Annotated in this window: 7 protein-coding genes; all 7 read left to right on the top strand. The window is 29.4% G+C overall.

The window, feature by feature from the left end:
- Positions 1 to 242 precede the first annotated feature (242 nt).
- The 7 genes from GXK56_RS17455 to glgX (GXK56_RS17425) all read left to right on the top strand — a co-directional run bounded on the left by GXK56_RS17455 (position 243) and on the right by glgX (GXK56_RS17425) (position 14,206).
- Positions 243 to 2,228, top strand: coding sequence for a methyl-accepting chemotaxis protein (locus GXK56_RS17455; RefSeq protein WP_160689731.1), 1,986 nt, complete (start codon positions 243 to 245; stop codon positions 2,226 to 2,228).
- 376 nt (positions 2,229 to 2,604) lie between these two features.
- Positions 2,605 to 4,770 carry a glycogen debranching protein GlgX gene (glgX, locus tag GXK56_RS17450; RefSeq protein WP_160689729.1) on the top strand — a complete coding sequence of 722 codons (2,166 nt, stop codon included), beginning with the start codon at positions 2,605 to 2,607 and terminating at the stop codon, positions 4,768 to 4,770.
- 826 nt (positions 4,771 to 5,596) lie between these two features.
- Positions 5,597 to 6,304, top strand: a complete 708-nt coding sequence (locus GXK56_RS17445; RefSeq protein WP_160689727.1) for an ABC transporter ATP-binding protein — start codon at positions 5,597 to 5,599, stop codon at positions 6,302 to 6,304.
- Positions 6,304 to 8,667 carry an FtsX-like permease family protein gene (locus tag GXK56_RS17440; RefSeq protein ID WP_160689726.1) on the top strand — a complete coding sequence of 788 codons (2,364 nt, stop codon included), beginning with the start codon at positions 6,304 to 6,306 and terminating at the stop codon, positions 8,665 to 8,667. Before GXK56_RS17445 ends, GXK56_RS17440 begins: the two co-directional genes overlap by 1 nt.
- 179 nt (positions 8,668 to 8,846) lie before the next feature.
- Positions 8,847 to 10,088, top strand: a complete 1,242-nt coding sequence (locus GXK56_RS17435) for an efflux RND transporter periplasmic adaptor subunit (protein WP_243156164.1) — start codon at positions 8,847 to 8,849, stop codon at positions 10,086 to 10,088.
- 323 nt (positions 10,089 to 10,411) lie between these two features.
- Positions 10,412 to 12,037 carry a hemerythrin domain-containing protein gene (locus tag GXK56_RS17430; RefSeq protein WP_160689724.1) on the top strand — a complete coding sequence of 542 codons (1,626 nt, stop codon included), beginning with the start codon at positions 10,412 to 10,414 and terminating at the stop codon, positions 12,035 to 12,037.
- Positions 12,038 to 12,064: 27 nt separating this feature from the next.
- Positions 12,065 to 14,206, top strand: coding sequence for a glycogen debranching protein GlgX (gene glgX, locus GXK56_RS17425; protein ID WP_347707966.1), 2,142 nt, complete (start codon positions 12,065 to 12,067; stop codon positions 14,204 to 14,206).
- Positions 14,207 to 14,231 lie beyond the last annotated feature (25 nt).

Raw genomic sequence — 14,231 nt, 5'->3', positions numbered from 1 at the left:
AAAATACAATAAGAGAAATTAGTTTTAAACTAAGAGAAGGATTATGAATAATGATATATATTTTTAATCCTTCTCTTTTTAAATTTAAAATTAAATAATTACTTTATTAGGGAAAAGTAGATTTATATTTATACAATGTAATGAGAAAAATGAATAAATATAATTGTATCTTAAGAATATAAATAAAATATTATTTATATTAAAATTCAATTTTTATGGTTATTATGAGGGGGAAAATATTTATGAAAAAGGGAAAATCATTACAAGCTAGAGCTATTTTTATTATTTCACTTATTGTTATAACTCTTATTAGTACAGTTACATATTTAGAATATGTAAATTCAAAGAAATTAATAATGTCTTCAATGGAAAACTCAGGGAAACAAACTATATCAATACAAGCTCAAAAATTATCATCATGGGTTAAATCTAGATTATCTCAAGTTGAAGTAATAGCAAATACTCAATTGGTTTCTGGAATGAATTATGAGGAAATAATACCTTATTTTCAAAGAGAGCAAAAGAATTATGATGGGGTATATAATACCATTGGAATATCAGATACTACAGGAAAATTATTAATGCAAAATAATGTAACTATAGATATAAGCTCAGAAGATACTTTCCCAAGGGTTATGAAAGGTGAAAAAATTATTTCAAATCCATTTCAAGATAAACAAAACCCTAAGGATTTAATAATATCTATGGAATGTCCAGTAAAGAACCCTAAAGATAATAAAGTTATAGGGCTTGTAAGTGGAGCTTGTTTAGTAACTACAGTATTTAAAGAAAATACAGATTTTCATATTGGAAAGACGGACAAGGTTTATTTAATTGGTAAAGATGGGACTGTTTTATTCCGTCAAGATGATAGTTCTAACAAAGAAGAAAATTTCTTGAAAAGTTCAAATAAGGAATTTGCGGATTTAGTAAAGGTGGCCATCTCAAAAGATAACTTTACAGGTGAATTTAAGGATAATAATGAAACAGAAAAACTTTTTGTTTCACATGTTGAAGGAACTGATTGGTATATGCTTTTAGAGGTGCCTACTAAAGAATACACTTCTAGTTTAGAGTCGTTGCTTTACTTTATAGTTATAGTTTCTGTTGTTGCTATGATAATTCTAATAATATTACTTACTATATTACTCCGAAACTTCTTCAATAAACTATTAAAGATATCTTTAATAGCAGAAGAGGTAGCAGCAGGAAATCTATTAAGCTCCCTTCCAGAATCATCAGATGAATTAGGAAGAATTAATACAACCTTTAACAAGATGATAGATAATTTGAGAAGTATAATAATAAAAATTAAAGATGTTTCAGAAGTTGTTATTGAATCTTCGGATAGTTATAAAAAAGTCAGTTTAGAGGTTGTTGAATGCGGAAAAGACATTAAGCAGTCAATCGAAAATTTATCTTTAGGAGCAAAGCATACGGCAAATGAAGTCCAAAATATAACAAGATCAATAAATGACATGGAAAGTAAATCTAAAGAATTGGTGGATATAAGTGCCAATATTGATAAAAGGATATCTGAAACTAATGATAAGACCTTAAATGGTTCTAAAGGTTTAGAGGAAACAGCAAAATTATTATATAAAATGAAAGAAAGCGTAAATATTTCAGCAGAAGTTATCAATGATTTATCAGAAAAATCTAAGAATATTGCTAATATAACAACTACTATATCTTCTATATCAGAACAAACTAACCTTTTAGCTTTAAATGCAAGTATTGAAGCAGCAAGAGCAGGAGAAAATGGAAAAGGCTTCTCAGTAGTTGCAGAGGAGGTTAGAAAATTGGCTGAACAATCTTCAGAATCTACACAAGGAATTTCAAGTGAAATACAACAAATTCAGGAGCAAGTTGCAAATGCAGTTGCAGTAATGAAAGATAGTTTAGATTATATGGGATTAAGTACAAGCTCAATTGATAATATATCATCTACATTTGCAGGAATTGAAAAAGAAATTGAAAATATTAAGCTTATGAGCTTCAGCATATCTGAAATAGCAAAATCATTATTAGTAGAAAATAAAAATATTAATGAAGCAGTTTCTAATACTTCAGCTATAAGTGAAGAGTCTGTTGCAAGTACTTTATGTTTTGAAGAAATGATTGATAAGCAAGGAACTATTTTCTTAAACTTAAAAAAAGCATCTGAAGATCTAGATGAACTTTCTATATCTTTATCTAAGGAACTTTCTAAATTTAAAATAAAATAAGGTATGATTTTTATACGTTGGTTTAACATGAAAACCAGCGTATTTTTATTTATATATGCTATAATTATATTAACTAAATAAAGAAGTTAAACCAATAAGTGTAAGGATAAAAAATCATTATATAAATTTTAATTAATAAAATTCATAAATTAAAATTTTCAATCAGTTCAGAGTTTGAGGTACTTTAAAGCTTGGATAAGTTAAGAGTTTAGAGTTAAGAATTAAGTATTAAATAGCGAAGCTATTTCTAAAAAACATCCACCTATAAAAATGGTGGATGTGCCACAATTCAGAACTTAATTGAAAAGCCTGTGACTTTTATTTCGTAATTGTTAACTGTTAATTGTGAATTGATTTTTAGAGAGGAAGATGTGGGATGACAAAATCTAATTTTTCACAAAATAAGAAATTTATTATGAACAAATTAGCAAGTACAGTTAATTTTGATGACTTTGCAGAAACCTTTGGTAAAAATTTGATTCCTATGGATGAATATGAAGGCTTTAAAATTCGTCCGGGATTTTATCTTGAAAATGGAGCAGTAGTTATTCCAGGTGGCGTTAGTTTTACAGTTCATTCACAACATGCGACTTCAGTTAAATTGGTATTGTTTAAAAGAGAAGAATGTGATCCATATGCAATAATTCCATTTCCTGATAATTATAGAATTGGTGATGTATACTCTATGATTGTATTTGGATTAGATATTGAAAAGTTTGAATATGCTTATAGTGTTGATGGTCCATATATTCCAGAAAAGGGATTGATTTTTGATAGTACTAAATACTTATTAGATCCATATACTAAGGCAGTAGCAGGGCAAAGTATGTGGGGAGCTAAGCCCAAAACAGGATATCAATATAGATCTCGAGTAGTTGCAAATGATTTTGATTGGGGAAATAGCAAACAGTTATTAATTCCTATGGAACAACTTATTATATATGAACTACATGTTCGTGGATTTTCAAAACACACATCCTCAAAGGTTAAATATCCAGGAACTTTTTCTGGATTAGCTGAAAAAATACCACATTTAAAGGAATTAGGAATCAATGCAGTAGAGTTAATGCCCATTTTTGAATTTGACGAAATGAAAGATGAAAGAATAGTTGATGGGAAAAGACTATTGGATTATTGGGGATATAATTCAGTAAGTTTTTTTGCACCAAATACAAGCTATGCTGCTAAGAGTGAATACAATAGAGAAGGTGATGAATTAAAGACCATGATTAAGCAGCTTCATGAAAATGGTATTGAAGTTATTCTTGATGTTGTTTTTAATCATACAGCAGAAGGTAATGAAAAAGGTCCATACATATCTTTTAAAGGCTTTGATAATAATGTTTATTATATGTTAACGCCAGATGGAAAGTACTATAACTTTAGTGGATGTGGAAATACAATAAATTGCAACCATCCAGTTGTCCAAAGAATGATAATGGATTGTTTGCGTTATTGGGTTACTGAGTATAGAGTAGATGGTTTTAGATTTGATCTTGCTTCCATTCTTGGACGTAATGAGGATGGATCGCCTATGAATAAGCCTCCTTTATTGCAAAATCTAGCATTTGATCCTATTTTGGCAAAGGTAAAATTAATTGCAGAAGCATGGGATGCGGGAGGAATGTATCAGGTAGGTAATTTTCCATCATGGAAAAGATGGTCAGAATGGAATGGAAAATATCGTGATGATGTTCGAAAGTTTTTAAAAGGTGATGGTGGTCTTGCACAGGTAATGGCTGAAAGAATGTCTGGTTCTCATGATCTTTATGATCCAGATAGTAGAGGAAATGCATCAGTGAATTTTATTACCTGTCATGATGGTTTTACTTTGTATGATTTGTATTCATATAATCATAAGCATAATGAAGCTAATGGCTGGAATAATACAGATGGAGAAAGTAGCAATAATAGCTGGAATTGTGGCATTGAAGGTGATACAGAGGATGATAATATTTTAAAACTTCGTATGAAAATGATAAAAAATGCTTGTGCAGTTTTATTTACAAGTCAAGGTACACCTATGTTTTTAGCAGGAGATGAATTTTGTAATACTCAATTTGGAAATAATAATCCTTATTGTCAGGACAATGAAATTTCATGGCTTGATTGGACTTTATTAGATAAAAATAAAGAAATATTTGATTTCTTTAAGAATATGATAAAGTTTAGAAAAAGCCATCCTGTAGTTAGAGATAGTATAGAACCATCAAAGTGTGGATTGCCTAGTGTCAGTAAACATGGGAATGAGCCTTGGTATTTAGACCCATCAGCAGAAACAAGGGTTCTTGGAGTTATGTTTTCAGGATGGGACAAGAAAGAAAACAAGGACGATATAGTATATATAGCAATTAATGCATATTGGGAAAAGCAATATATAAAAGTGCCTGATCTCCCTAAGGGATTAGAATGGAGAATTGCAGTAAATACAGCTATGCCTACTGGAAAAGATTTTACTGAAAAAACTGATGACATGCTTAAAGTTAATCAAAAGATCGAATTAGAGCCAAGATCTGTGTTAGTTTTAGTAGGCGTACAATGAATGTAGGATTTGCAATAATTCATTTATAAGTGATAGTTAATTTTTTGATGATATTAAAGTAAAATTATTATGTTATAAGTAGATAGGTCAACTAACAGTACTTAATAAAATGTTAGTTGGCTTTTTTCTTGCAATATATATCTTAAGATTTCATATATTTTTCTGACCGTTTTGTTGTAAAAAAGTTATTTTATAGTCGATAACCTAATATTTGTCAGAGTTTTGTCAGAATGGTGTTGTAAAATAAATTTATTAGTGAAAATTCTAAGTCGAATAAAAATTTAAAATAAATTTTGTTTTGCATTAAATTAAAAGGAAAGGGGGAAAATCGCTATAGTAAAGTATTAATTATAACTGATCTATATGTGTGAGTGTTTAATAATGATGTATGAACAATTTATTTTGCAGATTTTTCAACTATGGTTTATTGAGGATTAATAAATGGTCTTCTAGTTAATAACGATTAACAAGAAGTAAAAGGGTAGAATAATTATTTAGGGTAAAATAATTATTTAATGTAAGAATTAACATTGGGAGGGGTTATTTCGAAAAAAATAAAATTTTTAAATACGTTGGTTTAATAATAAGACCAACGTATTTTTTTACTCTAATTGTTCATTGTGCATTGTTAATTGAGAAAGGCATAGCTTTAAAGTATAAGTAACATCAAATCAATAAAGGACAATCCAATAAACATATGTGATATAATTAAATTAGTTAAACAAGCAAAATTAATGTTGATAAAACGTTCAATTGGAGCAAAGGTCCATTTTGATAATATTAGGTATAAAATCAGTTCTATAATGAGGTTAAAGGGGGATTTTTTATGAAAGATCCTATTGTTATAGTAAAAGACGTTACTAAGGAATACATTATGGGAGAAGTAACGGTTAAAGCTTCTGATAAAATGAGTTTTGAAATTTATAGAGGTGAATTTGTAGTAGTACTAGGACCAAGTGGTTCGGGAAAAAGTACTGTGTTAAATATGATTGGCGGGATGGATAGACCTACCTCTGGAGAAGTGTTAGTAGATGGAGAAAATATAACAAACTATTCAGATAATGAGCTTACAATGTATAGAAGAAAAAACATAGGCTTTGTATTTCAGTTTTATAACTTAATGTCTAATCTTACTGCTCTTGAAAATGTTGAGCTAGTAAAATCTCTTAGCGACAATCCTCTAAATGCTGAGGATATTATGAAAGAAGTTGGTTTAAGTGAGAGAAAATCAAATTTTCCAGCTCAGCTTTCTGGAGGAGAACAGCAGAGAGTAGCAATAGCAAGGGCTTTAGTAAAAAATCCATTATTGCTTTTATGTGATGAACCAACTGGTGCTTTAGATTATAAAACAGGAAAGCTTATTTTAAAGGTACTTTATGATATAAATAAAAATACAAATAAAACTATAGTAGTTATTACACATAATGCTGCAATTGCAGCTATGGCTGACAGGGTAATCAGAGTAAGAAGTGGTGCAGTAGAATCTATAACTGTTAATGAAAATCCTGAATCACCTGAAAGGATTGAGTGGTAATGAAGATTTTATTTAGGAATTTATTTAGAGATATAAAAAAATCTAAAGGTCAATTTATTTCAATATTGATAATTGTAGTATTAGGGGTTACATTTTATACATCAATAAATTCAGCGTTTAGAAATCTTTCAAGTTCTAGTGCGAATTACTATGAAGAATATAGATTAGCAGATATTTGGGTAGACCTTTATAATGCGCCAATAGGAGTAAGAGAAAAGGTGCTTAATATACCTGAGGTTAAGTCAGCAACAGGAAGAATTGTTAAAGATGCCAGTGTCAGCATTTCTGAAGAAAGTGCAACCTTGAGATTTATAACACTTCCAGATGTAAAAACAGATATAGTAAATGACATTGTAATGAAATCAGGAAGATATTTTTCAGAAGAAGATAGTAATCAATGCATTTTAGATGAAGATTTCTTAAAAGCAAATAATTTAAATTTAGGTGATTACATTTATCCAATTGTAAATGGAAATAAGATAAAACTTAAAATTATTGGGTCAGCCAAAAGTCCAGAGTTCGTATATACATTAAAAGACTCTAGTGAGATTATGGCTGATAATAAAAAGTTTGGAATTATATATATTAAACAGTCTTTTGGTGAAGGGATTTTTGCTTCTAATGGTTTAATAAACAATTTATCAATAAGAATTTCTAATGGTAGTGATATAGAAAAGATCAAGGATGATATAAAAAGGACTTTAAAAAATTATGGAGTAAAAAGTGTTATTGATAGAGAAGAACAAACTAGCAGCAAGATGATAAGTACAAAAATAAAGCAATTAAAATCTATGGGTGGATCATTTCCAATAATATTTTTTATGGTTGCATCAGTTATTATTTATATTATGATGGGAAGAATGGTTGAAAATCAAAGAACACAAATAGGAGTGTTAAAGGCAATTGGGTTTACTAATTTTCAGGTATTGATTTATTATATGAGTTATTCAGCACTTGTTGCAATTGTAGGAAGTATTATAGGTGCTGTTACAGGAACTTATATGGGTGTTGGAATGACTAAAATCTATAATCAATATTTTAATTTGCCTCTTGGAGAAGTTAAAGTTTATGGTGAATTTGTATTACCAGCTTTTGCTTTAACCATGTTATTTTGTTTATTTGCAGGCTACAATTCCTGCAAATCTATATTTAAAATAATGCCTAGTGAAGCAATGAGGCAAAAGGCACCTGAAAGCGGTAAAAAAATAGTATTAGAAAGAGTAAATTTAATATGGAAAAATGTTAGTTATTTAGGAAAGATAATAATAAGAAATTTGTTTAGGTATAAAAAGAGAGCATTATTGACCTCATTAGGAGTTATATTTGCTTCAGCGATATTATTGGTGGCTTTAAGTATGAAGGATTCTATAGATTTTATGATAGAAAAGCAGTATAGCAATATTCAAAATTATGATATAAAAATAAGATTTACTAATTTAATTAATACAAATGAATTAAATGATATAAGAAATATTGGTCACATAAAAGATATAGAGCCAGTACTGGAAACAGGTGTTGAAATATCAAATGGCTGGAGAACTAAACAAGTTGGTTTTACTGCCCTTGTGAAAGATCCTCAAATGTATAGAGTTGAAGATAAGGAAGGAAATATAGTAAGTGTTCCTAACAATGGACTACTTATATCTGAAAAGTTAGCTGAGATTTTGGGAATAAAATTAAATGATAGTGTTAATGTGAAATTTTATTTTCCGGGAAAAGAAAAGAAAGAAATAGTGGTTAAAGGAATAGTTGTTCAATACTTAGGATTGAGTACGTATACATCTTTGGATAATCTGGATAGTTTGATTGGAGAAGGTACAATAGCCAATACAGCTGTATTAAATTTAGACGACATTAAATATGAAAATGAAGTTAAAGATAAATTAAGAGATATTCCAGGGGTGGCTTCTTTGGAATCAAAAACAGATTCGCTCAATGCTCTTTTAAAGGCAATGGGAGCAATGGGAGCCTCAATAGGTGTTTATATCACTCTTGCAGGTATTCTACTTATTGCTGTTTTATATAATATTGCAACAATAAATATATTTGAAAGACAAAGAGAATTAGCAACTTTAAAGGTACTTGGATTCAATAACAATGAGGTTAAAAAATTAATTTTTACTGAAAATTATATAATCACTGTATTTGGAATGATTATAGGATTGCCAATAGGTAAATGGCTTGGAGCATATCTTATGAAATCAAGCAGTACAGATGCATATACAATCCCATATGTTATAGAATTCAAAACTTATTTTATTGCAATAATTCTAACACTTCTATTTACTGTAATTACTAATTTAACATTGATAAGAAAGATTAAGGCTCTTGATATGATAGAGGTATTGAAGAACAAAGAATAGATAATCCAATTAACAATTAACAATTAACAGTTCACAATTAACAATTAGAAGTTAATGGTTTCTTTTGGATGATACTCAAAAGTTTATTTCTAATCAACAGAATGATGTTTTCCTGAATTTCATCCTTAAATTGTACATTGATAATTGTAAATTGTTAATTGAATGAGGTGGTATGTGGTATGAAAATAAAGATTAAAAATAAAAAAGTAATTTTGACAACTATTGCAGTAGTAATATGTATAGCAGGTGGACTAATATATATGAATATGCAAAGTGGACAAGATGTAGAAACTGTTGCTGTAGAAAAGGGAGAAATTAAGCAATATATTGAAGATACAGCAGTGGTTGAAGCAAATAAGAAGGAGACTGTTTATTTTGAAGGCTCAGGAAGAATAAACAACATAAAAGTTAAGGTGGGGGATTCTGTAAATAAAGGTGATGTACTTTTGACCATGGATACAGGTGATCTTGAGTTAAAACTTAAAGATGCTGATTCAAAAATTAAAGCTGCAAAAGCTCAATTAGCAAGTACAGATGCTTCTAACTATGCCAATAAGATAGAAATTTCTCAATCAGCAGTTGATACTGCTAAGGTTACTTATGATACTGCAAAGAGGAATTTTGATAATGCAAAGACTCTTTTTGAAGCAGGTGCAATGAGTGAGCAGGAGCTAAAAAATGCTGAAGATGCTTTTAAAAGCTCTGAGGCAGGTCTGAAATCTGCAAATTCTCAATTAAAAGATGCTAAAGCTGGTGCTCCAGATTATATGAAGAGGGAATATATTGAAGCAGTTGAGCAAGCAGTAATTTTCAAAGATTCTATAGTTAGAGAAATTGATAAGCAACAGGTGAAAGCTGGAATTGATGGGATTGTAATTGAAAAGCTCGTAGAGGAAAATTCAATAGGGGCACCTGGGACAGCAGCTTTTTTATTAGGAGATGTTAAAAGTCTTGAATTGGAATCTAATATATTAGCCGATGATATCTACAATGTTCATGTTGGAAATGAAGTTGAAGTCAGTGGAAAGGCAATTGGAGGTTCAAAATTAAAAGGAAAAGTTATAAAAATAGCACCAGAAGCAAAAAATATAACGTCTTCTTTAGGCGTTAATCAAAAGAGGGTAGCGGTAACTATTGAAATTGCCGATGACATAGGAACATTAAAACCAGGTTATGATCTAGAGACTAAAATTATAACCAAAATGCAAAGTGATACATTAATAATACCAGATACGGCTGTATTTGATTATAAGGGCAATTCTTGTGTATTTGCCGTTGATAATGGAAAAACGGTTTTAAGGCCGATAAAAAAAGGAATTGAAAGTGATAAAACAATAGAAGTTTTAGAAGGATTGCAGGAAGGTGAAAAGATAGTATTAAAACCAGATAATAATATGAAGGAAGGAATCAGGATTAAATAAGGTTGTCTTAACAAAAAAATCAGGAGAAATACATTTATTGTAAAAGAATAAATCAATAAATGTATTTTCTGATTTTGTTTTTAAGGCAGCCATTTTTAGTATTTTAATAGAGTGAAGATGCCATTAAGTTTACAAAACATTAAAAAGGATTAAAATGGTTTTTGTAGAATAATGTATTTATAAGAAATTATTTGATTTACGTTATTATTTAAAATTAAATATTTAATATGGTAAAAGCCTTTAGAAAATGTCCAGCATATAATAAAAGCCATAAAAATAGATAGTTTATATAAAAATATCAGTATGAATGGAGATGCATTGGAATGAAAGAGCAGTTATTAGAATATTTATTTAAGAAATCACCAGTAGCTTTATCATACCATAAGGCTATTTTTAATAAAGATGGCATTCCTTACGATTGCGAATTTTTAGATGTTAATAATATATATGAAAGTATGATAGGGTTAAAGGATTATGAAGTTATCGGGAAAAGATACAGTGAAATTTTTAAAATAGAAAATAACATTGGAGATGAGTGGGAGAAGGCATTTAAAGAAGCAATTATTAATGATAAAACTGTAGTTATTGATTTATATAACAAGGCTGTAGCTAAATGGATTAGGATAACTATTTTTATATTAGATAATGAACATTTTGCTTGTATATTTAATGATGTTAGTAAAGAATATATGAAAGAAAAAGAAATAGAAGGAATCTTTAAAGTTAATATAGATATGCTATGTGTTATAGATGAAAATTTGAATTTTCTTAAAGTAAATAGAGAATTTGAAAAGGTATTGGGATATACTGCAGAAGAATTCGAAGGAAAGAGCTTTCTCTCTTTAGTTGATAAAGAAGACTTGCCTAAAACTGTCAATATAATAAGAAATTTAAATGAATTAGAACCTATATCAGGATTTGTAAATAGAATAAGCTCAAAAATAGGTGGATACAGGTATTTAGAATGGTATATCCAAATGAATTATCAATATATTTATGCTTCTGCAAGAGATGTTACAGAAAAAATTCAGCAGGAGGCAAACCTTAAAAAGGCTTTGACTAAGGATGAAGAAGTAGGTTTATTAAGTATAGATTTTTTCAATAAAAGAATTGCAGAAGAAATTGAAAGAGCGGATAGATATAATGATCCTCTTTCAATGATTATGTTAACCTTAGATAATTTTAAAACCTCTAAATTGGGTTCTTCAGTTAAGGAAGAAGTGGTAAGAGAAACTGCTAAAATAGCAAACAGTGTAATACGTAAATATGATATTTTAGTTAAAATAGATGATGAGAAATTTGTATTGTTAATGCCAAAGACAAACAAAAGTGGAGCAATTATTGTTGCTGAAAAAGTTCGTAAGGCTTTAAATGAAAATATACATCCTATTATAGGGCAATTTATGGCTAGTTTCGGAGTTTCAGAAAGAATAAAAGCTGAATCTCTAAAACAATGGCAGGAAAGATTAAATAAATTATTAATTAGTGCACAAGAACAAGGTGAAAATTCTATACTTGCAACAAAATTTGAAGATGAAAATGAAATTAAAGCAAAAAGAATACAATGGAATAATGAATGGAATAGTGGGAATGAAGATGTTGATAAAGAACATAAGGAGCTTTTAGAGTTGTTAAATGATTTGATTAATGCTGCAATTATGGAAATGGATTTTGAAAAAAGTTTAGAAAAGCTTGATATATTAATAGATAGAACAATAAAACATTTTGATAGAGAAGAAGAAATATTAAAAAGCATAGGCTATAAAGATTATGATAAGCATAGCAAAATTCACAAAAATTTAATAGGCAAAGTATTTCAATTGAAACAATGCTATGAAAATAGAGAACTTAATCCATCAGCTTTTTTTTCATTCTTAGCAGATGATGTTGTTATTGGCCATTTGATAAATGAAGATATGCAATTTTTCAATTTACTTAATATATCCTAACTTTTAATAAAAAGAGGGGTGAGATAGATGAAGATGAGTAACCTTAAAATGGACTTTTGCGATTTAGAAAATGGATATAATAAAAATTTAATTCCCACAGATGAGGAGAATGGATTTAAAATTCGTCCAGGCTTATACCTTGAAAATGGATCAGTTATTGTTCCTGGTGGAGTCAGTTTTACAATTAGTTCACAGAATGCTAAGTCTGTCAAATTGGTTTTGTTTAAAAGAAATGAATATGAGCCATTTGCAATAATTAAATTCCCTGAACATTATAAAATAGGTAACGTTTATTCAATGATTGTATTTGGATTGAATATTGAGGAATTTGAATATGCATATAGTATTGATGGACCATATATTCCAGAAAAAGGCTTGATTTTTGATGAAACTAAATATCTTTTAGATCCCTATGCAAAAGCAGTTGCAGGACAAAGTAAGTGGGGATATAAAGCGGAGTATGCAAATCAATATAGAGCAAGAGTTGTTATAAATGACTTTGATTGGGGAAATAGTAAGCAGCTCAGAATTCCAATGAAGGATTTAATTATTTATGAATTACATGTTCGTGGTTTTACTAATCATTTATCTTCCAATGTAAATTATCCGGGGACTTTTGAAGGGTTATCAGATAAAATACCATATTTAAAAGAACTTGGAATTAATGCAGTTGAACTTATGCCTATATTTGAATTTGATGAATTAAAGGATATGCGTATTGTTAATGGGAAAAGATTACTAGACTATTGGGGATATAATGCAGTAAGTTTTTTTGCACCTAATACAAGTTACACTGCTGGAATTGAGTATAATAGAGAAGGTGATGAATTAAAATCATTAATTAAAAAATTCCATGAAAATGGGATAGAAGTTATTCTTGATGTTGTCTTTAATCATACGGCTGAAGGCGATGAGGAAGGACCTTATATATCCTTTAAGGGAGTAGATAACAATATTTACTATATGCTTACTCCTGATGGAAAGTATTATAATTTTAGTGGATGTGGTAATACAATAAATTGTAATCATCCTAATGTACAAAATATGATTTTAGATTGCCTCAGGTATTGGGTAACTGAATATAGAATAGATGGATTTAGATTTGATCTTGCATCTATTCTTGGACGTAATGAAGATGGTTCACCAATGAGTCAGCCACCACTTTTAAAAAATCTAGCATTTGATCATATTCTTTCAAATGTTAAACTAATTGCAGAAGCTTGGGATGCAGGCGGATTATATCAAGTAGGGAGTTTTCCATCCTGGAGCAGATGGTCAGAATGGAATGGAAAGTACAGAGATGATGTACGAAGATTTTTAAAAGGAGATCCAGGATTAGTACATGCAATGGCTGATAGAATGTCAGGATCTCATGATTTATATGATCCAATTCATAGGGGACATAATGCTTCGGTTAATTTTATAACCTGTCATGATGGGTTTACTTTATATGATTTATATTCTTATAATAATAAGCATAATGAAGCAAATGGATGGAATAACGCAGACGGAGATAATAATAATAACAGCTGGAACTGTGGTATTGAAGGAGAAACTGCTGACGAAGAGGTTTTAATGCTTCGCAAAAAGATGATGAAAAATGCATGTGCAGTTCTTCTTGCAAGCAGAGGAACACCTATGCTTTTTGCAGGTGATGAGTTTTGCAACACTCAATTTGGTAACAATAATCCATATTGCCAAGATAATGAAATATCATGGGTTGATTGGAGCTTGTTAGAAAACAATTCAGATATGTTTGAATTTTTTAAGAATATGATAAAATTCAGAAAAAATCACCCTATACTTAAAGATAGCCTAGCACCAGCAAAATGTGGATTGCCTGATATGAGTAAACACGGAAATGAGCCATGGTATATTGATTCTTCAAGGGAAGCTTGGGTTCTTGGAGTAATGTTTTCAGGATTTAATGAGGAAATTGATGAAGATGATATTGTTTATATTGGAATTAATACTTATTGGGAAAAACAATATGTAAGGTTGCCAGATCTTCCAGCTAATTTAGAGTGGCGTATGGCAGTTAATACAGGAGTGTCTGGTGATAGGAATTTTAATGAATCAGTAGAAGAAATGCCAGCGATTTTAAGTAGAATTGAAATGGAACCAAGATCAGTTTTAATTGCACTAGGAGTAAGAAAATCTAATTTGTAAATAAGTATTTGAGATAAAATATAAT

Origin of the sequence: Clostridium sp. C2-6-12, from assembly GCF_009928485.1 — a bacterium.
Lineage (GTDB): Bacteria > Bacillota > Clostridia > Clostridiales > Clostridiaceae > Clostridium.
This window is presented reverse-complemented; position numbering and strand designations above follow the sequence as displayed.